The sequence below is a fragment of the Priestia sp. RMT2NF4 genome, from assembly GCF_047872835.1.
Classification (GTDB): Bacteria; Bacillota; Bacilli; order Bacillales; family Bacillaceae_H; genus Priestia; species Priestia zanthoxyli.
Genome location: NZ_JBLQZO010000005.1, coordinates 220,875 through 244,348, shown reverse-complemented (window position 1 = coordinate 244,348; position 23,474 = coordinate 220,875). Strand labels below are relative to the sequence as shown.

Below are 23,474 nucleotides of genomic sequence, written 5' to 3'. Positions count from 1 at the left end.
TATATCACATTTGCCAAGAAGTTTAATACCTCTATTCAAAAAAGGAGCCTGCAAGCAGTCGTTTCTTGACGCAAATAAGAGAAGGTTTTGCCTCTTTTATCTAAAATGAGACAACTCCTTCTCTCCTTTCACTATGTAGCTATTAGCTAGAGTGACGTTCCTTTAATACTGATAGGACATCGTCCAAAGGCAGCTTTTGCTCACGAAGTAAAACAAGTACGTGGTACAGTAAATCCGCAACTTCCCACTTCAGCTCATCATGGTCACGATTTTTTGCTGCAATAATCACTTCACCTGCTTCTTCTCCTACTTTTTTGAGGATTTTATCTACGCCTTTATCGAATAAGTACGTCGTATAAGCTCCTTCTGGCATTTCAGCTTCACGCTTAGCAATCACTTCTTCTAGCTCATTAATAATAGCAAACCGATTATCATTTTGTTTATTTTCGCCAAGAATTGTTTCATTAAAACAGCTGTAAGCCCCCGTATGACAAGCAGGACCTTGAGGCTCCACTTTTACAACAAGAGAATCAGCATCACAGTCATATGCCATGCTCACAATTTTTTGTGTGTTCCCAGAGGTTGCGCCCTTGTGCCATAACTCTTGTCGAGAACGGCTGTAAAACCATGTTTCACATGTATCAATTGATTTTTGAAGTGATTCTTCGTTCATATAAGCCAATGTTAAAACTTCTTTGCTCACAGCATCTTGTACAATAGCTGGCACAAGTCCATCACTGTTGAATTTAATGTTTTCAATCGTCATCGAATGCTCACTCCTTGTTGTTTTGCATAGCTTTTAATTTCTTTTACAGATGTTTCTTTATAGTGAAAGATCGAAGCCGCCAAAGCCGCGTCAGCTTCTCCTTTTTCAAACGCATCGACAAAATCTTGACCATTTCCTGCGCCGCCAGAAGCAATAACAGGAACGCTCACCGCTTGGCTGACTGCTTTGGTTAACGCTAAATCAAACCCTGACTTTTCGCCGTCTTTATCCATGCTCGTTAACAAGATCTCACCCGCACCGCGCTTCACTGCTTCTCTTGCCCAGTCGATTACTTCCCAGTCCGTTGCATTGCGGCCTCCGTGTGTATAGACTCGCCATGATTGTAAGCTTTCATCGTACTTAGCATCGATTGCTACCACAATACACTGAGCTCCAAAAAAGTCGGACCCTTCTGTAATCAGTGCTGGATTGAGTACGGCCGCTGTATTTAATGACACTTTGTCTGCACCAGCACGAAGCATTCTCTTCATATCTTCTAATGCATTAATTCCTCCGCCCACCGTAAAAGGAATCGCTAGCTGAGATGCTACTTCTTCTACAACATGTACCATTGTTTTGCGTCCTTCATGAGAAGCAGAAATATCTAAAAAGACTAATTCGTCTGCGCCTTCTTCATCATAAAATTTCGCCAACTCTACAGGATCTCCTGCATCTCGAAGTTCCACAAACTGAACTCCTTTTACCACACGGCCGTCCTTTACATCTAAACAAGGAATGATTCGTTTTGTAATCATTACGCTTTCACCTCTTGAAGTGCTTCAGCTACTGTAAACTTATTTGTATAAAGTGCTTTCCCTACAATCGCACCAATAACGCCGTCAGCTTCATATTTCTTTAGTGCATCTAGATCAGCAAGCTTACTAACTCCCCCTGATGCAATCACACCTTTTCCAGTAGCCTTAGCCATTTCAACAATTCCTTCCACATTAGGACCAGACAGCATACCATCTGTAGAAATATCCGTGAAAATAAATGTTTCCGCACCAGCATTAGCCAATTCTTTTCCTAGTTCTGTCGCTTTGATTGTAGATGTTTCCACCCAGCCTTCCGTCGCAACATAGCCATCACGTGCATCAATACCAATAGCAATACGCGCACCATATTCCTTCAACATTTTTTTTACAAATTCAGGATTTGAAATAGCTGCACTTCCTAAAATGACGCGGTCAATTCCGTTTTCTAAATAGTAAGCAACGTCAGCTTCTGAGCGAATGCCTCCTCCAATTTGCACACGTACATTTAATTTCTTTTTCACGCCTAGCACAAATTCATCATTCACGCGCTTAGCCGCTTTTGCGCCGTCTAAATCAACCATGTGAATCCACTGAGCGCCTTCACTTGCGAATTGTGTGGCCATATCTACCGGAGAGTCTCCGTACACCGTTTCTTTTGTGTAATCTCCTTGAAGCAAACGGACGCACTTCCCTCCGCGCATATCAATGGCTGGATATATTTCAAATTTGCTCATACGATGGGCTCCTTTTCTCTACGAAGTTTGCATAATTTTGAAGCATTTGCATTCCGATTGCACTGCTTTTTTCAGGGTGGAATTGAGTGCCAAATACGTGTTCTTTTCCAACAACTGCTGGAACTTCAACATCATAAGGACTTGTTGCTAAAAGCACGTCTTGGTCGTTTGTTTTTACGTAATAAGAGTGAACAAAGTACACGTGACCTGCACTGATTCCATCAAGCAGAGCGGACTGCTGATGAAAATCTAAAGAGTTCCAGCCCATATGCGGAACTTTATATGTCTGTCCTTCGGCAGTAATGCCGGGAATACGCTCGACTCTCCCTTTTAACAGTTCCAGCCCTTTTGTTACACCGTTCTCATCGCTTTCTTCAAATAAAAGCTGCATACCTAAACAAATTCCAAGCAAAGGCATTCCTTTTTCTACTTCTTCTTTAATAAAGTCCGTCAGCTTTGTTTGATTCAGCTGTTCCATCGCATCTTTGAATGCTCCAACTCCAGGAAGAATCAGCCCTTTTGCCTTTCTTAGTTCTGCAGGATCTGCGGAGATGATATAGTCATAGTTTAATCGTTCAAGAGCTTTACTTACGCTGTATAAGTTTCCCATCCCATAGTCAATAATGCCAATCATTTACAACATCCCTTTCGTCGAAGGCACACCTTTGACACGCGGATCAATCGTTGTCGCTTCGTCCAAAGCACGTGCTAATGCCTTAAATACCGCTTCAATAATGTGGTGCGTATTTTTACCGTAGTGTACGATTACATGTACATTCATGCGAGATTCTAATGCAAATTTCCATAAAAATTCATATACAAGCTCTGTATCAAATGTACCGACGCGCGAAGCGGGAATGTCACCTTTAAATTCAAAATGAGGACGATTGCTTAAATCTACTACGACTTGGGCTAACGCGTCATCCATTGGTACAAACGCATTTCCATAGCGTTTAATTCCTTTTTTATCACCGAGCGCTTCTTTGAACGTTTGACCAAGGCAAATACCGATATCTTCCGTTGTATGGTGATCATCAATCTCCGTGTCTCCATCTGCTTTTACATCAAGGTTAAACTGTCCGTGTTTTGTAAATAAATCGAGCATATGATTTAAAAAAGGAACGCCTGTATCAATGTTCGCTTTTCCTTCTCCATCGATTCCAATCGCTAATGCAATATCCGTTTCGTTTGTTGTACGTTTAATACTTGACTCTCTCATTGTGAAACTCCTTTCAACTGTGCATGTAATAAGTAAAGAAAAGAACATTTCTACTCTTTTTTTTAATCTCCGCCTTATTTTTTAAAGCGTTCTTCAACCGCCCTTGCATGAGCTTCTAGCCCTTCTAAACGAGCAAACGCTGCGATTTTTGAGACATTTTTCTGCAGGGCTTGTTGGCTGTATGAAATAATACTAGACTTCTTCACAAATGAATCAACTGATAAAGGACTTGAGAATTTTGCTGTCCCATTGGTTGGAAGAACATGGTTTGGTCCAGCGAAATAATCGCCAACAGGTTCTGAACTGTATCTTCCTAGAAAAATAGCACCGGCATGACGAATGGAACCTAAAAGTTCAAGCGGACTTTCAGTCATAATTTCTAAATGCTCAGGGGCTAATTGATTCACAGCTTCAACCGCTTCTTCTAATGACCCGGTCACATAAATAGCGCCATGGTTATCAATAGAAGGTTTGGCAATTTCTTTACGTGGTAAAGATTCTACTTGCCTTTCCACTTCTTCTTTAACAGCTTCGGCTAACTTCATAGAAGGCGTAACTAAAATACTTGAAGCTAATTTGTCATGTTCTGCTTGAGACAATAAATCAGCGGCCACTTCGTTCGGCTTAGCCGTATCGTCTGCTAGTACGACAATTTCACTAGGTCCAGCAATTGAGTCAATGTCTACTAAGCCATATACTTCTCTCTTCGCCAATGCAACAAAGATATTACCAGGCCCTACAATTTTATCGACGGGTTGAATTGTTTCTGTTCCATAGGCAAGTGCTCCTACTGCCTGAGCTCCCCCTACTTTATAAATCTCTTCGACCCCAAGCTCACTCGCTGCTACAACTACTCCAGCAGGAAGCGCGCCGTCTTTTCCTGGAGGTGAAACCATCACGATACGTTTTACACCTGCCACTTGAGCAGGAATGACATTCATTAAAACGGAAGAAGGATACGCTGCAAGACCTCCCGGTACATAAACACCTACTGCATCTAAAGGCGTTACTTTCTGCCCTAAAATGGTGCCGTCTTCTTTTGTTGTCATCCAAGACTGCTCGACCATTCTTTCGTGGTAATCACGAATGTTGTCAGCAGCTTCACGAATGATTGACAGCATATCTGCATCAACCAGCTCATAAGCACGCTTCTTTTCTTGTTCTGTCACAAGCAAAGAAGAAAGCTCAACGCCGTCAAATTGGGCTGTATATCTTTTTAAAGCTTCGTCTTTTTGCTCTTGCACTTGCTTTAAAATATTTACGACAATTTCTCTTTGGGCACTCGTCCCTTGATCAATCGTACGCTTTAAGCTCACTTGTTCTGTTACACGTGTAATTTTCAATGTATGTCACCTCTTTTATACAGGTTGAACCACTTGGGCTAAACGATTCACTAAATCATCAATTCGTTCGTCTTTTAAACGATAGCTTACAGGGTTCACAATCAAACGCGATGTAATATCTTCAATGTGCTCCAATTCAACAAGTCCGTTCTCTTTTAGTGTTTGTCCTGTTGATACAATATCAACAATCCGATCAGCAAGGCCGATTAAAGGCGCTAATTCAATCGAACCATTCAATTTAATAATCTCTACTTGCTCTCCTTGCTCCCTGAAATAAGTAGATGCTACATTTGGATATTTGGTTGCCACTTTTTGAGCAATTTCTGATTTTTTAGCATTAGGCAAGCCGGCAACGGCCAGATGACATTTACTAATATTTAAATCCAACAGCTCATAGACATCTCGTTCTTCTTCTAACATTACGTCTTTGCCTGCAATACCAAGATCCGCTACTCCGTATTCTACATAAGTAGTAACGTCCATTGGTTTCGCTAAAATAAAGCGCATGTTCTCTTCAGGAATGTCTACAATCAGCTTGCGCGAATCGTCAAATTCTGGCGGCAATTGAAAGTCTGCTTGACGCAAAAGTTCAGCTGCTTCTTCAAAAATACGTCCTTTTGGCATTGCAATTGTTAATAGTTCACTCATTATTGTCCCCCCTTGCCTCGTTTTCCAATTAGAAACGTGACTTCTTCAAACTGTGCAGTAAATACATCAACATCATCAACGCCCGCAATTTCCTGAGTCACTACCCGGTATCCTTGCTTGCGCTGTTCAGCAGCTAAAGCTAATGCCTCATCTAAACGCTCTTGACTATATAATATGCCGTATACTACTGAAGGCTCATATACTTCTTCGCCCAGCGCTTCAATTAAGCGGTCGAGCTGAATTCCAAATCCTGTAGCTGGTGTTTTAGACGCGAATTTTTCAAGAAGCTGGTCATAACGTCCTCCATTACCGATATGGAAACCAACGTTTTCAGCAAAAACTTCAAATAAAATACCTGTGTAATAGCTCATATGACTGACTAAGTTAAAATCAATTTTAATTTCATCCGTTACACCGTACGCATCAAGCATATTCCATAGCTTTTTCAAATCACCGGCTGCTTTTTGCCCAGCTTCGTTTTCAACGAGTTCAACCGCTTCTTCAATCTTCTTTTCATCTCCACGCAGGTTAAGCAGCTGAAGGAGACGCTGTTTATCGATAGAAGATAGATTCAAATCTTTTACATGATTACGATAACCCACGTAATTTTTCTCATATAAAAAGCGGCGAAGCACGTTAGCACGTTCTTCATTTCCGACAATCTCTAAAAAAAGCGAATTAACGAACCCGATGTGGCCAATTGCGACTTTAAATGATTTAAGTCCCGCTCTTTTTAATGCGCCGATCATGAGAGCAATGACTTCAGCATCGCTGCTCATCGTAGCGTCTCCAATTAGCTCAACGCCTATTTGTTCAAACTCCGCCGGGCGGCCACCCTCACGCTGCTGAGCTCGGAATACATTTGCTTCATAAGCTAAGCGCAAAGGAGAATTATTTAAAAGTTTTGAAGCGGCCACACGTGCAAATGGCGTTGTTACATCCGGTCGCAGCACAAGCGTATGCCCTTCTTTATCTAAAAGTTTAAACAATTGTTGATCTAAAATAGCTGATGCGCTTCCTACCGTCTCGTAGTATTCCACAGTAGGTGTTGCCATATATTGATAGCCCCAGCTGCTGATTTCATCTGCCAGCTGACTGCGAACTTGTTTTTTTCTTTCAAAAAGAGCTGGCAGGGTATCTCTCATTCCAAGGGGTTTTTCAAACATAAATAACTTTGACATTCTGACACGTCCTTTAAGCTTGATTTTATCTATTAAGGAACCATTGATAGGTTGATTTTACTTTATCGCGCTAATGTATTAGCGAAATAACAAATTAAAGTTATTGATAGTTTACACCCGATAAAGTCAGCCGTCAACCGCCAGCTGTTCAAATTTACAAAAAAAACCACAGCTTAGTTCTTGCTAAGTTGTGGCTTTAGGTTCTGCTTCCCTGCGCTTTTCCATTTCTTCTTTTGTATAGATGACACGCATAGGGTTACCTCCAACAAAGAAACCGGGTGCTACATCTTTATGAACCACCGTTCCAGCCGCTACAACCGCTTCGTTGCCGATTGTTACACCTGGAAGGATGGTGCTATTTGCTCCAATCATCACTTCATCCCCAATGATGACATCTCCAAGACGATATTCCGTTATCAGATATTCATGAGCGAGAATAGTGGTATTGTATCCAATGACCGTATTGCGTCCTACTTGTATTTTTTCAGGAAACATAATATCAAGCATCACCATAAGGGCAAAGGATGTTTGAGGTCCTACTTTCATCCCTAAGCACGCTTTATACAGCCAGTTTTTCATCGAAAGAAAAGGCGTATAACGAGCGCATTGAATGATGAGGAAGTTGCGCACTACTTTCCAAAAAGGCACGGTCTTATAGACATGCCAAAGGGAGTTAGCTCCTTTAACCGGATAGCGCGTTGTTTTTCTCACTGACGTTCTCCTTTTAATATATCAATTAAATCCGTCATATTTTCTAAAATAATATCAGGGTTATAAGAAGCGATATGATCTCTTCCTTTTGCACTCCAAGCAACTCCAGCTGTTTTCGTGTAAGCTCTTTGGCCGGAAACGATATCGTGATGGTTATCTCCTACCATCAGCGCTTCTTCAGGTTTAGCATCAAGCAGATTCAGCGCTTTTTCGACCGGCTCAGGATGCGGCTTTGCATTTGTTACGTCTTCAATTGCGACAATCGTATCAAAGAACTGATCTAACTTTGTTAACTTAAGCCCCATCATGACCGTATTTCTTTGCTTAGTTGTGACAATACCTAATTTATAATTCTGCTCGTGCAGCCATTTAACTGTTTCAAGTACGCCTTCAAATTCTTTCACAAGCAAATCATGATTGGCTAGATTATGCGTGCGATACATCTCAATCATTTCGTTTACTTTCGTTTTATCCATTTCTACAAACGTGTCGTATAAAGGCGGACCCATGAACTGTAAAATATCTTCACGAGTGTATTGTTCAGGATAATAGTGATTAAGCGTATGAGTAAACGAAGCAATAATTAATTCATTTGTATCAATTAACGTACCGTCTAAATCAAACAAAACCGTATTAATCGTCATTATTCATTTCCTTCCCTTGCGTCAAATCAAGTTTGTCTAAACCTTGTAGCTTTTCTTCATTTACGCCTTAGATTGTGCTTCTTCATTCTCTAAGTATTTCTGTTTACTCATTCCCGTCACGCGGCGGATAATAATTAAAATAATGGCTATGACAATCAGTGCAAGTGAAACAACTTGAGCGATTCTGAGTGTATGCGTCAGCATTAAACTATCCGTGCGAAGCCCTTCTACAAAGAAGCGTCCAACTGAGTACCAGATTAAATAAGATAAGAAAATTTCTCCTTTTCGCAGACTGGTGCGGCGAAGTACCATCAACAGGATAAATCCGGCAAAATCCCATAATGATTCGTATAAAAACGTAGGGTGATAATATGTACCATTAATATACATTTGGTTAATAATAAAATTTGGAAGGTGCAACCCTTCTAAAAAAGCACGGGTAACCGGCCCCCCATGTGCCTCTTGATTCATAAAGTTGCCCCAGCGCCCAATGGCTTGGCCAAGGATTAAACTAGGCGCAGCAATATCAGCCAACTTCCAAAATGAAATCTTTTTTACTTTCGAATACACAATGGCAGTTAATACGCCTCCGATTAAGCCACCATGAATGGCGATCCCGCCTTGCCAAATCTGAGGTATTTCGTTCAAATGCTTTGAATAGTATCCCCATTCAAAGGATACATAATAAATTCGTGCACAAATAATAGCTATTGGCACAGCAAATAGAATAAGATCAACAAATGTATCTTTTGATAAGCCTCTTCTTACGCTTTCTCTTGTCGCAATATAAAGACCCAACAGAACACCTGCACCGATAATGACACCATACCAGTAGACCGTTAGAGGGCCAATTTCAAGGAAAACGCGATCTAACGGCTGAATAGTTGCTTCCACAAGTTAACACCCTTTCTTATAAATCTTCACGGTCTCCTTCTTCAATTACATCTGTTAGACGTGCAGAAAATTGTTCTGCTGCGTTAATACCCATACGCTTTAAGCGGAAGTTCATTGCTGCCACTTCAATGATAACAGCTAAGTTTCGTCCCGGACGTACTGGCAATGTAATTTTTGTAACGTCTGTATCAATAATTTTCATTTTATCTTCTTCTAAACCAAGGCGATCATAATGTTTCTGCTGATCCCATGTCTCTAACTGAATAACAAGTGAAATTCGCTTATAGCTTCGTACAGCTCCTGCGCCGAATAGCGTCATCACATTGATGATCCCTAGTCCTCGAATTTCAAGCAAATGCTCGATTAAACCAGGCGCATTTCCTACAAGGGTGTCTTGATCTTCTTGACGGATTTCCACACAGTCATCGGCTACTAGACGATGCCCCCTCTTAACAAGCTCTAGAGCTGTTTCACTTTTACCAACGCCGCTTTTTCCCATGATTAATACACCAATTCCGTATATATCAACTAATACGCCGTGCAGGGCAGTCGTAGGTGCTAGCCTGCTTTCAAGAAAATTCGTTAAATGGCTGGAAAGTCGCGTTGTTTTAAAGCTTGAACGCAGCACGGGAACTGATTCACGCTCTGAAGCTTCGATAAGTTCTTTCGGTACATCCATTTCGCGGGAAACAATGATAGCCGGCGTGATATCTGTACACATTTTTTCCATTCGAACTTTTTTTTGTTCCTCATCTAACTGTTTAAAAAATGATAGTTCTGTTTTACCTAACAGCTGGATACGTTCTGCTGGGTAGTATGTAAAATAACCTGCCATTTCAATACCTGGACGTGAAATATCACTCGTTGAAATAGGGCGGTCGATTCCTTCTTCTCCGCTAATAAGCTCTAATTTAAATTTCTCAATGATGTCTTTTGTACGTACTTTAACCACCGTGCATCCTCCTTTTATAAACAGTCATATACCTGTTCATGTCTACAGTATATCCAACTCTCGCTTTTATGTCGCGTTTGGTTCTACTAGCCACTTTATTTTATCATTAATACAGAAAGAAAAGAAAAAAAAGATGGCATAGGCTGCATCACCTTACCATCTTTTTTAGAAAATTAAATATTGCAAGAAAGTTATCTTCTATTTTGAAGCGGTTCAACAATCACTCGTTGAATAAGCGCATTTAGAAGCGACATAATTACCGAGGCTAAAAGCGCTGTACCAAACCCGTCAATATTAAAAGAATCTCCCATAACACTTTGTGTAATCATCAGCGTAATGGCATTAATGACGAATAAGAATAGGCCAAGCGTAAGAAATGTCACCGGCAGGGTAAGTAAAATTAAAATCGGCTTAACAAACACATTCAAAATCGATAGAATTAAGCTCGCGATAATAGCTGCACTGACCGATTCCAAGTGAAAGGTGTCAATATAACCTGCGATTACGATTAATACGAGGGCATTGATTAAAATACTAATGATTCCACGCAATAACATTTTTAGAAATCTCCTTCTTCATTTGGAACTAAAAACACAAAAATCATATATAAAATGACCGGAGTACCTACTGTAAAAAATAAACTGATGATAAACAATACGCGGAGTAGTGAAGCATCTATTCCGATATACTGAGAAATACCGCCGATAACACCCGCAAGCTTGCGATTTGTTCGCGAACGATACAACTTTCGCACGTTAATCATCTCCTTTGTTTTTTTACTAAAACAAGCATTTTCTATTTTATAACAATTGAGCCCGTTTTGGATTCAGCTAACAATTTATAGCCTTTCGGCGAAGCGACATTTGCTTTGAAACGAAGTTGTTTCATCACCGTTTCTTTTTTCTCATCTACTATTTCCATCTCAGGAAGTGTACACGTAAAATTCCCAAAGTTAGATTTCAAATCTCCATCAACGGAGAGGTGGGACGGCGTATAGAGCGTAATGCTTCCTGTAGTCGTTTTGAAAAATGCTTTTTCAATGCGCTCTCCTTTTAAATACGTATCAATATCCCCGTTAAATGTCTGAACATCAATCTTTTTTGTATCTCCATCAAATTTAACCGTTCCATTGATTGTTTCAAGCTCACATTTCGAAGCGAGTATTCGAGAAAGTTCCATATGCCCGTTTGATGTCTCCATTTCAAGAGAATGGCTATTCACATCGTAAAAGCGGATGGTGCCATTAGCTGTTTTGGCTTTCAGGTCTCGTACGCTTAGTCTTTCCCCATCGATTGAACCATTAAACATACGGAGCTTGACGCGTTCATATTCCATTTCTGGAATATAAATAATTGCTTTCACCTTCATTTGCTTTTGCTGAATTGCAAAGCGCAGTTTGCCATTTTCGATGGAAAATGCGGTATGCTGCAAGAAAGTGCGGCGCGCTTCATCCGAATTCTCTACTTTGTAGATAGCAGCTTCACACTCTATTCGTACTTCTGTACTTCCCCAAGGTCGGAGTTGAACGCTTCCATTTGCTAAATCTACGTCAATCTCTTGAATATATGCTTCTGATTGCTGAAAGATGTGCTGAACGTCAATCGAAGGACCAAAGTTAAAATCTAAATCTCCTTCTTTTACTTTTTTTACCGTTTGATCTACAAATGTAAATAATTTTTCCTTTAAAGAGCTTTGAGATGACTTAGAAGCGTACGTTTTTTTCTGTTTTCCTCCTACATAAGGGGATAGCTCAGCTTTATCAGGCGTAGCATAGTAAGAGTCATTAGCTGAGTCTTTTTCCAGTGAATTCAGCAAGGTTAAAGCCTCATCTACGCTAAGTTTCCCTTCTTCTACCATCTGTAAAATTTGTTTGCGCTTTTCACTCATACCTTCCATCTCCTCTTTACGTTTTAGTCATTTAACTTTTATCTGCTTAATATTTGTATCCCTTTTACAATATTCCATACAAACACAACAACATTAACTAAAGAAACAACAACTAAAGCTACAATTAAAAGAATAAATACCGTTCCACTAGAGCCAGTAAGAGCAGGAAGCAAGAAAAATAAGAACAAGATCGCTGTAGCGATAGGTAATAAATGTGACAAAAATGCAGTTTTTGCATGTTTCTTTACTTCTATGTTATGAACAACAAAATAAATAATAATAGGTAATAAAAATGGTGCAAAGAAAACGCTAAAATAATTTAAGGAAGATAGTATGCGATTTCCTTCCATAATAATCAGCTCCTTATATCATGTACTACGTTTTAATGAGTTAAAAAGTTTCATTCTTTATAAAAAAGACACCAATGCTGGTGTCTTTTAACGAGTTAATGCCTCTGCTTTTTCAACTTTTTTCTCCATACGCTTACGGTCACGTTCTAAAATTGGCTTCAAATAATGGCCCGTATAGGATTCTTTTACTTTCGCCACTTCTTCTGGCGTACCCGTAGCCACAATTTGTCCGCCTTTATCTCCACCTTCAGGCCCTAAATCAAGTAGATAATCAGCTGCTTTGATCACGTCTAAATTATGTTCGATCACTAGAACTGTATCTCCATTTTCAACTAAACGCTGAAGCACTTTTAATAAACGTGCGATATCATCGACATGAAGACCGGTAGTCGGTTCGTCTAAAATGTACAGCGTTCTTCCTGTTGAGCGACGGTGAAGCTCTGAAGCTAACTTTACACGCTGGGCCTCTCCACCCGATAAAGTAGTGGCCGGCTGTCCAAGCGTGATATAGCCAAGTCCTACATCGTAAATGGTCTGCAGCTTCCGCTTAATCTTTGGAATGTTTTCAAAGAAGTGAAGCGCGTCTTCAACTGTCATATCCAACACATCTGAAATGTTTTGATCTTTGTATTTTACTTCTAAAGTTTCCCGGTTATATCGTTTGCCGTGGCAGACTTCGCAAGGAACGTATACATCTGGCAGGAAATGCATTTCGATTTTAATAATACCGTCTCCTCGACAAGCTTCACAGCGGCCGCCTTTCACGTTAAAGCTAAAGCGGCCTTTTTTATATCCGCGCACTTTTGCTTCGTTTGTTTGGGCAAATACATCTCGAATGTCATCAAATACACCTGTATAGGTTGCAGGGTTTGAACGAGGCGTACGGCCTATGGGAGACTGATCAATATCAATGACTTTATCTAAATGTTCAATGCCTTTGATTTCTTTATGTTCTCCTGCTTTGCTTTTTGCTTTATGCAGCTTTTGCGCCAATGATTTGTGAAGGATATCATTTACAAGCGTACTCTTACCTGATCCAGATACACCTGTAACAGCTGTGAATACACCTAACGGAAGCTTTGCTTTTACATTTTTTAAATTGTTTTCTTTTGCTCCTATAATTTCAATCATCCGATCTTTATCTATTGAACGTCTTTCGGCTGGAAGTGGAATAAACTTCTCTCCTGATAGATATTGACCCGTTAAGGAATTTTCATCATCCATCACTTCCTGAGGCGTGCCTTGAGAAACAACGGCACCCCCGTGTACGCCGGCTCCTGGTCCGATATCAATTAAATAATCAGCTGCCATCATCGTATCTTCATCATGCTCTACAACAATCAACGTATTTCCAATATCGCGCATGTCTTGCATTGTGCGAATTAAGCGATCGTTGTCACGTTGATGAAGACCGATAGAAGGTTCATCTAAAATATAAAGAACCCCCGTCAAACGAGAACCGATTTGAGTAGCCAAGCGAATGCGCTGCGCTTCCCCTCCTGAAAGAGTTCCAGCAGAGCGGTTCAATGTTAAGTAATCAAGTCCCACGTTAATGAGAAAGCTTAGACGCTCACGAATTTCACGCAGTATCATATCCGCAATCTTCATGTCTTTTTCAGATAAACTGAGACTTTCAAAAAAGTCATATGCTTCTTTTACTGAAAAGCGTGTTGTATCTCCTATATGCTTTTCGTCAATAAGCACCGCTAAGCTTTCGCGTTTTAAACGATTTCCTTTACATTTTGGACAAGCTTGCTGAGCCATGTATTTTTCCATTTGCTCACGGATATAATCAGAACTTGTTTCATGATAACGGCGTTCTACGTTCCGAAGCACACCTTCAAATTCGATATGATTTTCTCTTACTTGGCCAAAATCATTTTCATAGCGAAAGTAAATTTTTTCTTTACCGCTGCCATATAATACTTTATCAAATAAATGTTCCGGGATATCTCGAACCGGCACATCCATGTCGATGCCGTAATGTGTACATACGGCTTCAAGCAGCTGCGGATAGTATTGAGAACTTGTTGGCTCCCAAGGTGCAATTGCGTGCTGATGAAGTGTTAAGTCATAGTTAGGAATCACTAAATCTTTATCCACTTCCAATTTCGTTCCTAACCCGTCACACGTTGGACACGCCCCGTACGGACTATTAAATGAAAACATGCGGGGCTCAAGTTCTCCAATGGAGAAGCCACATTTTGGACAAGCATGATGCTCGCTAAAAAGTAATTCTTCCTCACCTATTACATCAATAATTACTTTCCCATCTCCAAGGCGAAGAGCTGATTCCAAAGAGTCCGACAAACGAGCGGCTACACCTTCTTTGACAACAACGCGATCAATCACTACTTCAATGGAGTGCTTTTTGTTTTTTTCCAGTTCAATTTCTTCTGTTATTTCACGCATTTCTCCGTCTACTCGAATGCGAACGTACCCTTCCTTTTTAATATCTTCTAATACTTTTACATGGGTGCCTTTTCGGCCAGATACCACAGGGGCCAGTACTTGAAGTTTTGTACGTTCAGGGTACTCTAAAATTCTATCTACCATTTGCTCAATCGTTTGAGACGTAATTTCAATTCCATGATTAGGACAAATCGGCTTTCCTACACGAGCAAACAAAAGGCGCAAATAGTCATAGATTTCGGTCACAGTTCCGACGGTTGAACGAGGGTTTCGGCTCGTTGTTTTTTGATCGATTGAAATAGCAGGCGACAATCCTTCGATCGAATCTACATCTGGCTTATCCATTTGACCTAAAAACTGTCTTGCATACGCCGAAAGTGACTCGACATAACGTCTTTGTCCTTCAGCATAGATTGTATCGAAAGCTAAAGAAGATTTACCAGAACCTGACAACCCTGTTAATACCACTAATTTGTCTCGCGGGATTTCAATATCGATATTTTTCAAATTGTGGGCTCGTGCACCTTTTACCACGATTTTTTCCATCGCCATGTTTTATCACCCTTCCGCTTTTAATTCTAGAATCAAGTCACGAAGCTCAGCTGCGCGTTCAAAGTTAAGCGCTTTGGCTGCTTCTTTCATTTCTTGTTCCATTTCTTCTACGAGCTTTGCTTTTTCTTTTTTATTGAGTTTATCAAATGCCGGTGCTTCTTCATACGTTTCTGTATCTTCTGCTACTACTGTTGCACGAATTGAGCCTCGAACTTCTTTTTGAATCGTTGTCGGTGTAATACCATGCTCTTCGTTGTAAGCTTCTTGAATACTTCTACGACGCTTGGTCTCATTGATAGCAATGTCCATGGAGTTTGTGATGCGATCTGCATACATAATGACATGTCCATTAGCATTTCGCGCAGCACGTCCAATGGTTTGAATAAGCGATCGTTCTGAACGCAAGAATCCTTCTTTGTCCGCATCTAATATGGTTACTAACGAAACTTCTGGAATATCTAAACCTTCACGAAGTAAGTTAATCCCTATGAGCACATCATATTTTCCAAGCCGCAGCTCTCGGATAATTTCAATACGCTCGAGCGTCTTCACCTCAGAGTGAAGATATTGAACTTTAATGCCAATTTCTTTTAAGTAGTTCGTTAAATCCTCAGACATTTTCTTTGTTAACGTCGTGACGAGCACTCGTTCATTTCGCTTAATCCGGTCGTGAATTTCTCCAATTAAATCATCAATCTGCCCTTCAATTGGTCGAACTTCAATATTTGGATCTAATAATCCCGTTGGACGGATAATTTGTTCAATCACCTCAGGCGCCTTCTCAAGTTCGTAAGGACCTGGTGTTGCTGAAACATGGACGATTTGTTTAATATGCTGTTCAAATTCATCAAATTTAAGCGGACGGTTATCTAATGCAGACGGCAAGCGGAAACCATGGTCCACCAACACTTGTTTACGCGCTTGGTCTCCATTATACATTCCTCTAACTTGAGGAATGGTAACGTGGGATTCATCCACCACAAGAAGGAAATCTTCCGGGAAGAAATCCAGCAGTGTATAAGGTGTAGAACCAGCCGGACGAAGCGTTAAATGACGAGAGTAATTCTCGATTCCTGAACAAAATCCCATTTCTCTCATCATTTCTAGGTCGTAGCGAGTGCGCTGCTCCAAGCGCTGCGCTTCTAAAAGCTTTCCTGCTTCTTTTAACTTCTCTAGCTGTTCTTCTAGTTCTTTTTCAATGTTTTGAATGGCCACACGCATTTTTTCTTCCCTCGTGACGAAGTGAGATGCCGGGAAGATAGCCACGTGTTCACGATCTCCAATAATTTCTCCTGTTAAGGCGTCGACTTCGCGAATGCGGTCAATTTCATCCCCGAAAAATTCCACGCGAATACAGTGTTCATCTCGAGACACAGGAAAAATCTCAACAACATCACCGCGAACGCGGAACGTTCCGCGCTTGAAGTCAATATCGTTTCTTTCGTACTGTACATCCACTAGCGTACGAAGCAGCTGATTGCGTTCTTTTTCCATTCCTACTCGAAGAGATACTACCATTTCTTTGTATTCTTCCGGAGACCCTAATCCATAAATACAGGATACGCTGGCAATAATAATGACATCTTTTCGTTCAAAAAGAGCAGAAGTTGCCGAGTGACGAAGTTTATCAATCTCGTCATTAATGCTTGCATCTTTTTCAATAAATGTATCTGTTTGAGGTACATAAGCTTCAGGCTGATAGTAATCATAGTAACTGACAAAGTATTCGACTGCATTATTAGGAAAAAACTCTTTAAACTCACTGTACAATTGACCAGCAAGCGTTTTGTTATGAGCCATAATTAATGTCGGCTTATTTATTTCCTTAATAACATTAGACATAGTGAAGGTTTTTCCCGTTCCTGTAGCACCTAATAATACTTGATGCTGCTTACCTTCTTTAATTCCTTTCACAATCTTTTCAATTGCCTTTGGCTGATCACCTTGCGGTTGATATGGGGATACTAATTCAAACTGATCTTTCAAATGAAGGCCTCCGTTTCTATTTTCTTGTTTTATCTATTTTTATTACGATATGTAAAAACCGAAAACACGAACTGATATTCGTATTTTATCACTTTATACTCATAAATGAAACTAATGAGTATTAATCTTATATAGTGTTTGTTTGTTTTGATTTTTTACCCTGTTACTTTATTACCCACTAAATTCTTATACTACCCTTTTCGAGGGGAATACAACTCTTTAGATGAAAGCAATAAAAGAAAGTAAGCTGCCTAATTGTTTGAAAAAGATAGGCTTTTGCGCCAATTTCTAAATTATGATACAGTATAAAAAATATGTACTGAGAGGGGTTTAGTATGGCAAGCGTTGATCAAGTTCTTATAAATAACTCCTTTATAACAGTTGAAGAATCAACTTCTTTAGCTAAAGTGAAATCTGAACTTTCCAACTATGATTTCGTTGTAGTCACAGCAAGTACCTTTTATGTAATACAAAAAGATGAACGATACCTTTTAACAGGTCATGACGAGGCATCGTCCATTAAAAAAGTAATAGCGGACACAAATTGGCCTTCATCTTCTACTTCTACGTTAGCCAATTTACAAGCCAACACAAACTGGAATAGACCAGTCCTCATTCAAGCAGAAAACCAAGAAACCACAATAGGACTTGTAACACCTTCACAGTGGATTACACATTTGCATAGCCAAAATGAGATATTAGCTTCCTATTTTGATACATTGGCAGAAACCATTAATGATGCAGTGACAGCGGTCGATCATGAAGGAAATGTAATCTTGTGGAATACTGCTGCGGAACATACGTATAAGATTCAGAGAGATAATATTATTGGTAGAAAAATCGGAGAGCATTTTAAAGATGAATCCATCATTCTACATACGATTCTAAATGAAGGGCGTCCTGTGCGCGGAACGTATCATCGTCCTAATGAACAAACTCACGTGCTCATCAATGCATCTCCTATTATAAGAAACAACCGAGTCATAGGTGGAGTCGCAACCGAACATGACATTACCAATATTGTAAGACTAAATGAAGAAATTGATGTATCTCTTCTCATTCCGAAAGATAATCCATTTTCTTCTTTTGCGGGTATCAGTCCTGAAATTAAGCAAGCCGTTGACATTGCCAAAAAAGTGGCATCTACAGATATGCCTATTTTATTAACAGGAGAACCTGGTTCTGGGAAAGAAATGCTGGCTCAGGCCATCCACTACGGGGGATCCAAACATAAAGAACCTTTTTTATCTTTAAATTGCGCCACTATTCCATCTGGACTTCTGGAAATTAAACTCTTTGGTCATCAAAAAGACGTCTTTTCAGAAGATCCAACGACCATTGCAGGAAAACTGGAGCAGGCTCATAACGGGACGTTATTTATTGAAGAAATTGATAAAATGCCTCTTGAAATTCAAGTTAAGTTTCTCCGTTACTTGGAAGAACGAGCCTTTTATCACGTTGGAGGCACGGAAGAAATTCAAGTCCAAACCCGAATTGTAGCCTCTACTACGACGCCTTTGGAAGAGTTGCTAAAAGCCGGTGAATTCCATGAAAATCTTTACTATTTGCTGACCGTCATTAATATTATCATTCCGCCGCTTCGAGACCATAAAGAAGACATTGAAGCATTAACGCAGCAATTTGTACAGGAATTTAGTAAAAAGTATAAAAAGAAGGCTCCTTTCATCAGCTCTGAAGTTCTCGAAGCCTTTATGCAATACGATTGGCCAGGAAATATTCGCGAGCTGAGAAATACGATTGAACGAATGATTTTTCTTAGTGATCAGTCGTTGATTACCCTTACGCACCTTCCTGACAATCTGAAGGATGCCAGTTCTTTCACAGAAGTTCAAAAAGAAGAAGATTCTCTCCAAGAAGCTAGGCTAATAGAAGAGACTCTTCAAAAAACCTATGGAAACAAAAGTGCAGCAGCAGATCTGCTTGGCATTTCGCGCGGCACCCTTTATAACAAAATCAAAGAATACGGATTAAACTAATTAAAAAATTCGACACGAAGCTCAGGATACTTGTGTCGAATTTTTTATGTTTCTTGGACTGAACTTATTTGGAGAAATTTTTTAATACGAACCATACGTTGGCGGGGCGTTCGGCTAGGCGTCTCATGAAATACCCAAACCAATCAATTCCGTAAGGAACATAAACCCTGACTTTATATCCTTCTTTGACCAGACGATCCTGTAGCTCTACGCAAATTCCATAAAGCATTTGGAACTCAAACTGATCATTTGAAATGCCGTTTTCTCTTACTAATCGTTTTGTATACTGAATCATTTCCTCATCATGACTTGCTACAGCTGTATAGTGTCCATTTAATAAATGCATTTTAATGATTTTTTTATAGTTTTCATCTACGTCTTTCTTTTCCGGAAACGATACTTCTGGCGATTCTTTGTAAGCTCCTTTTACCAGACGTAAATTGGCTTGATATTGATGTAAGTCATTCATATCTTGTTCTGTACGATAAAGATACGCTTGAATCACAATTCCAATATTATCAAATTCTTTGCGTAATTCTTTATACATATCAAGGGAGATTTGGCAGTGCAAGTAGTCTTCCATATCAATTCGAACAAAAATATCATTCACTCTGGCTGTGTGTAGAATTCTGCGCATATTTTCCATACAAAGCTCTTTGCTAATATCCAATCCTAAAGAAGTCATCTTTAATGATAAATTTGATTGAACGCCCGATGCTGCAATGGCTTCTAGTGTCTGAATGCACATGGCCGTAGATAACCTAGCTTCCTCTTCTGTAAAAACAAATTCGCCTAAATGATCGAGTGTCACAACTTTCCCACCATTGTTAAGCTCCTTGGATGTTTGAATTGCTGATTCAATTGAGTCTCCAGCAACAAAACGAGCTGCCCCCATCCGCAATCCATACTTTTTAGCTAATTTATTCATTGAATGATTTTTGCCAAGCGACTGAAACATCGTTCTCATTAACACTTCCATCGATACTAAACCTCCTTCTATTTTTAAAAATCAAAATAAATATAATTTTCAGATTAATTTCTTTATTTTTCTATACCCCAACTACATATTTGTACACACATTTAAAATAATTTACACAAAATTGTTTAAGTTATTTTATTTACAAACATATTTGTATAATTAATTTAATTATACTTATTTATCGATGGAACCGTAACAACAGTGTTATGAGTTCTAACTCGTTTTTCGACATAAAAAAGCTCTCCACATTTCGTAGAGAGCTTTTGCGTACGTTTTGATAATAGGACGATTCACTTATCATCAAAGCAACAATCTTTATTTTCCAGCTGCTAGCATGCCTTTTGCATATATAAAACCAATGGCTGCTGAAAGTAAATCTATTAAAATAATAAGCGGATAATCTGCGTACCCTTTATATACAGAAACAGCTATCAACAAAAGCGTCAGCGCTGTGGCAACATATAGGTTATATGTTACTCTAGCAAACAGAACAAGCAATATGGCGGGTAGAAAAACTGCGGCAATCGTTTTGACTTCCACAAACATTTCTCCTTTTTATCCGTCTTTTAACCAGCTTGTGAATTACGTTTTGTATAATTGTGTACAAACAAAATACCTAGTTCATGATGTTCGTTGTCATACAATGCTCGCTGAGTAAAGCGAACTTCTCCATTTTCGTCAATAACTTCTAGCTTACAAAAAGCACGGTTATTCACTTGTAATGCTTCATAAAATTTATGGACTTCAGATATAGCGATTCCATTTACTTTAATAATCACTTCTCCTACTTTCAAACCCATTTTCTCTGCCGGAGAATGAGGGATGATTCCTAACACAACCAAACCTTGTGTACGCTTAGTAAATAGTGCGGGCGCTTTTTCATCGCTTCGACGCTGCTGCAAACGAATCCACTCTCTTCCTATGATCGCTAGAATAACAACAGCGACAGCGGCAGGAGGATAAAAAATAGCAGCAATTGTAATAATCGTTAATCCCACGCCTAATGCTAATACACGCTTACCGGTAAATTCAATAGATTTAAACGGAACCATACTTTGAATTCGCTGATAAAAACCGATAGCAAAAGGAACAAAAAACAGGCTAAATGATGTTCCGTCAATAGATAACACAGGCCACCATGGAAACACAGACGTAATGGCGCTGCCTGGAATTAAGACAAAAAGCGGAACAACCCATAATTTTTGAGAATAATGAGCCCCAATTTCCTGCCCTCTTTTACTTTTCACAATGGCTGGAGACGTACCTTTTGCTCCAAACTTCCAAATTAAATATCCTTCTGCTAATACAAGCAGCGACATTAAAATAGTAAGAGAAGGTAAATCTGCGTTATGAGCTTGCACAGACCACGTTTGAATAAATCCTTCACCGAAACCAGCTGCAGGAATAAGCAAGGTCGCAAGCACAGCCAGTCCTACCGTATAAGAAGGAGAAAGCCATTTAAACGTCCACGGGCCGCTTATGATAAAAGTTAAAACAGCTACAAGTACAATCGTTCCTATAGATACATAGACACCTAGCAACACGGTAACAACGGATAAAATCAAACCAATAATGATACCTGGAAAAAATAAATATTTTGCTTCTAAAATAAAATCAAACACGCGAACATGAAAATTCTGACGCTCTCTCTTGACGCGAGAAAGACCTACAAAAAACGAGACGAGCAGAAATAAATAAGTTAACGGGTGCAAAAATAAACGCCCGATACCTTTTAAAAGCTCTAATGCAAAATCCATTTTTTCACCACCTGTATTTTTCACATTTTTATTACAACATTTACGATTGATTGTTATGTATCATAGGCTTCTTTATTTTATCAAAATGCATCACTAACCGACAATGTTGTTTTTACTAAAAAAGTTCCGTGCTTTGGAAAAGCACGGAACTTTTTCTACTTCTTATTGACTAGCTAGCTTTAAAGCCGTTTGAAGCTGACGATCTTCATCTTTGGATTTAATTTTTTCTAATAGTTTTGTTTGTAAAAGCGCTGCTGTATCTTCATCAATTTCACCTGTAGCTTTTTGCTTATTGGCTTTTTGGAATGCAGTTACAGCTGTTTCTGTCTCTTTACTAAAATATCCGTCTGTACGTCCAGGTTCAAAGCCAAGGCCTTTTAGCATCACTTGAGCATTCTTCACTTGGTCACCTGTCATATCACGTGTTAATGGCTTTTTATCAACTTGAATTGGATTTGCATAATAGTAATCCGGCTGCTTGACTTCTACCGTTGGTTTTATACCTTTTTCGTTAATCCAGTTTCCATCAGGCGTTAGCCATTTATAGAACGTTAATTTTAAATTACTGCCGTCTTCCATTGGAACAGCTTGTTGAACCGTTCCTTTTCCATAGGATTTTTCACCGACTAGCTTGTATCCGCCTGCTTCTTTTAATGCCCCGGCAAGAATTTCAGAAGCAGATGCACTTCCTCCATCAATCAAGGCCACAATTGGATAATCCTTTTGCTTTTTCATTGAAGAAACCACTTTTTGACGTTCACCGTTACGATCTTCAATTTGAATGTATGGCTTTTTATTCGTTACTAATTTATCGAGCATTTTTTCAACACTCGTTAAATAGCCACCAGGATTTCCACGAACATCTAGAACTAAACCATCAATATGTTTATTTTCAAGTTTTTTCAACTGTTTCGTAAATTCGTCTCCCGTTGACTCAGAGAATGACGTAATTTCCATGTAACCAATTTTTTTATTGTTTACATTTTTAACAGAAGAATAGACGGTTTCAATTGGAATCTCATCTCTTACAACCTTTACTTTCATCGTTTCTTTCACGCCTGGTCTTTGAACATCTAATGTCACGGTAGAGCCTTTTTTACCGCGAATTTTTAATACCGCTTCATTCAATTCAAGACCCGCGATACTTTTACCATCGATCTTTAAAATCTGATCATTTGGTTTTAATCCTGCTTTTTCCGCAGGAGATTGTTTAAACGGAGCTACGATTGTTACTTTTCCATCTACCATGCTTACTTCAGCACCAATCCCCTCAAACGATGAATCAAGAGACTGCGTGAATTGCTGTGCCGTTTTCTTATCCATGTAAGATGAGTGAGGGTCTCCTAAGGTTTGTACCATTCCTTGGATTGCGCCATCTAATAATTTTTTGTCATCTACATCTTTGTAATATTTTGAAGATATCAGTTCGTAAGCCTGCTTGATTTTGTCTAGCTCTTCCTTTTCCACTTTACTATCATTTGAAGAAGTTGTAAGGGGGGTACTGACCGTTCCAGCATTTGCATACTGAATGCCAAAATATGTACCTGCTGCTCCAACAACTAAGGAGAGTGCCATTAATAGTGCAACGATTTTCCGATTCAAGTTCTTTCATCCTCCTCAACCTTAAGCCATCTCTTCTTATTATAATAGATACAACCAAAACTATGTAATAAAAAGGATGCATGTGTTATTTGTAGCAAAAGGCAC

General features: G+C 39.4%; 23 protein-coding genes. 1 reads left to right on the top strand and 22 read right to left on the bottom strand.

Annotation, left to right across the window (positions count from 1 at the left end; all coding sequences use genetic code 11):
* Positions 1-142: 142 nt before the first annotated feature.
* From hisIE to uvrB, 18 genes are all read right to left on the bottom strand, one after another.
* Entirely contained in the window at positions 143-766 is a 624-nt protein-coding gene (gene hisIE, locus ACMX9J_RS20635; protein ID WP_033580421.1) for a bifunctional phosphoribosyl-AMP cyclohydrolase/phosphoribosyl-ATP diphosphatase HisIE, read from the bottom strand.
* Positions 763-1,521 carry an imidazole glycerol phosphate synthase subunit HisF gene (gene hisF / locus ACMX9J_RS20630; protein ID WP_025752585.1) on the bottom strand — a complete coding sequence of 253 codons (759 nt, stop codon included), beginning with the start codon at positions 1,519-1,521 and terminating at the stop codon, positions 763-765. The genes hisIE and hisF overlap by 4 nt, the downstream gene beginning before the upstream one ends.
* Positions 1,521-2,255 (bottom strand): 1-(5-phosphoribosyl)-5-[(5-phosphoribosylamino)methylideneamino]imidazole-4-carboxamide isomerase, encoded by a 735-nt coding sequence (gene hisA, locus ACMX9J_RS20625; protein WP_025752584.1) that lies wholly within the window; start codon positions 2,253-2,255, stop codon positions 1,521-1,523. The genes hisF and hisA overlap by 1 nt, the downstream gene beginning before the upstream one ends.
* Positions 2,242-2,889, bottom strand: a complete 648-nt coding sequence (gene hisH / locus ACMX9J_RS20620) for an imidazole glycerol phosphate synthase subunit HisH (protein ID WP_034264272.1) — start codon at positions 2,887-2,889, stop codon at positions 2,242-2,244. The genes hisA and hisH overlap by 14 nt, the downstream gene beginning before the upstream one ends.
* Positions 2,890-3,474: an imidazoleglycerol-phosphate dehydratase HisB gene (hisB, locus tag ACMX9J_RS20615; RefSeq protein WP_013059719.1), complete on the bottom strand. Its 585-nt coding sequence runs from the start codon at positions 3,472-3,474 to the stop codon at positions 2,890-2,892. It lies immediately after the preceding gene.
* Positions 3,475-3,548: 74 nt separating this feature from the next.
* Positions 3,549-4,817, bottom strand: coding sequence for a histidinol dehydrogenase (gene hisD, locus ACMX9J_RS20610; protein WP_028412044.1), 1,269 nt, complete (start codon positions 4,815-4,817; stop codon positions 3,549-3,551).
* A 15-nt stretch (positions 4,818-4,832) separates the two neighbouring features.
* Positions 4,833-5,465 (bottom strand): ATP phosphoribosyltransferase, encoded by a 633-nt coding sequence (hisG, locus tag ACMX9J_RS20605; RefSeq protein WP_013059721.1) that lies wholly within the window; start codon positions 5,463-5,465, stop codon positions 4,833-4,835.
* Positions 5,465-6,646 (bottom strand): ATP phosphoribosyltransferase regulatory subunit, encoded by a 1,182-nt coding sequence (locus ACMX9J_RS20600; RefSeq protein WP_028412043.1) that lies wholly within the window; start codon positions 6,644-6,646, stop codon positions 5,465-5,467. Before ACMX9J_RS20600 ends, hisG begins: the two co-directional genes overlap by 1 nt.
* Before the next feature lie 183 nt (positions 6,647-6,829).
* On the bottom strand, positions 6,830-7,357 hold the full coding sequence (locus tag ACMX9J_RS20595; RefSeq protein ID WP_013059723.1) for an acyltransferase: 528 nt from the start codon (positions 7,355-7,357) through the stop codon (positions 6,830-6,832).
* A complete protein-coding gene (ppaX, locus tag ACMX9J_RS20590) occupies positions 7,354-8,001 on the bottom strand; it encodes a pyrophosphatase PpaX (protein WP_033580418.1) in 648 nt (215 codons plus the stop codon). The genes ACMX9J_RS20595 and ppaX overlap by 4 nt, the downstream gene beginning before the upstream one ends.
* A 60-nt stretch (positions 8,002-8,061) precedes the next feature.
* Positions 8,062-8,895 (bottom strand): prolipoprotein diacylglyceryl transferase, encoded by an 834-nt coding sequence (gene lgt / locus ACMX9J_RS20585; RefSeq protein ID WP_028412041.1) that lies wholly within the window; start codon positions 8,893-8,895, stop codon positions 8,062-8,064.
* A gap of 16 nt (positions 8,896-8,911) precedes the next feature.
* On the bottom strand, positions 8,912-9,847 hold the full coding sequence (gene hprK, locus ACMX9J_RS20580) for an HPr(Ser) kinase/phosphatase (RefSeq protein ID WP_028412040.1): 936 nt from the start codon (positions 9,845-9,847) through the stop codon (positions 8,912-8,914).
* 191 nt (positions 9,848-10,038) lie between these two features.
* Positions 10,039-10,404, bottom strand: coding sequence for a phage holin family protein (locus ACMX9J_RS20575; protein WP_013059727.1), 366 nt, complete (start codon positions 10,402-10,404; stop codon positions 10,039-10,041).
* Between the two features lie 2 nt (positions 10,405-10,406).
* Positions 10,407-10,601 (bottom strand): PspC domain-containing protein, encoded by a 195-nt coding sequence (locus ACMX9J_RS20570; RefSeq protein WP_013059728.1) that lies wholly within the window; start codon positions 10,599-10,601, stop codon positions 10,407-10,409.
* A 41-nt stretch (positions 10,602-10,642) separates the two neighbouring features.
* Entirely contained in the window at positions 10,643-11,734 is a 1,092-nt protein-coding gene (locus ACMX9J_RS20565; RefSeq protein ID WP_028412039.1) for a DUF4097 family beta strand repeat-containing protein, read from the bottom strand.
* Between the two features lie 38 nt (positions 11,735-11,772).
* Complete coding sequence (locus tag ACMX9J_RS20560) at positions 11,773-12,084, bottom strand: hypothetical protein (protein WP_013059730.1); 312 nt, start codon at positions 12,082-12,084, stop codon at positions 11,773-11,775.
* A gap of 87 nt (positions 12,085-12,171) precedes the next feature.
* Positions 12,172-15,048 (bottom strand): excinuclease ABC subunit UvrA, encoded by a 2,877-nt coding sequence (uvrA, locus tag ACMX9J_RS20555; protein WP_028412038.1) that lies wholly within the window; start codon positions 15,046-15,048, stop codon positions 12,172-12,174.
* Positions 15,049-15,054: 6 nt separating this feature from the next.
* A complete protein-coding gene (gene uvrB / locus ACMX9J_RS20550) occupies positions 15,055-17,034 on the bottom strand; it encodes an excinuclease ABC subunit UvrB (protein WP_033580416.1) in 1,980 nt (659 codons plus the stop codon).
* 335 nt (positions 17,035-17,369) lie between these two features.
* Between uvrB and ACMX9J_RS20545 the strand changes: the two genes are divergently transcribed.
* Positions 17,370-19,031: a sigma-54 interaction domain-containing protein gene (locus ACMX9J_RS20545; RefSeq protein WP_416226133.1), complete on the top strand. Its 1,662-nt coding sequence runs from the start codon at positions 17,370-17,372 to the stop codon at positions 19,029-19,031.
* A gap of 64 nt (positions 19,032-19,095) precedes the next feature.
* Here ACMX9J_RS20545 and ACMX9J_RS20540 read toward each other — a convergent pair whose 3' ends face one another.
* The 4 genes from ACMX9J_RS20540 to ACMX9J_RS20525 all read right to left on the bottom strand — a co-directional run bounded on the left by ACMX9J_RS20540 (position 19,096) and on the right by ACMX9J_RS20525 (position 23,369).
* Positions 19,096-20,010, bottom strand: coding sequence for a proline dehydrogenase family protein (locus ACMX9J_RS20540; RefSeq protein WP_028412035.1), 915 nt, complete (start codon positions 20,008-20,010; stop codon positions 19,096-19,098).
* A 315-nt stretch (positions 20,011-20,325) separates the two neighbouring features.
* Positions 20,326-20,556: a DUF2198 family protein gene (locus ACMX9J_RS20535; RefSeq protein WP_205689522.1), complete on the bottom strand. Its 231-nt coding sequence runs from the start codon at positions 20,554-20,556 to the stop codon at positions 20,326-20,328.
* 20 nt (positions 20,557-20,576) lie between these two features.
* Entirely contained in the window at positions 20,577-21,767 is a 1,191-nt protein-coding gene (locus ACMX9J_RS20530) for a PDZ domain-containing protein (protein WP_028412033.1), read from the bottom strand.
* A gap of 162 nt (positions 21,768-21,929) precedes the next feature.
* On the bottom strand, positions 21,930-23,369 hold the full coding sequence (locus tag ACMX9J_RS20525; RefSeq protein WP_028412032.1) for a S41 family peptidase: 1,440 nt from the start codon (positions 23,367-23,369) through the stop codon (positions 21,930-21,932).
* Positions 23,370-23,474 lie beyond the last annotated feature (105 nt).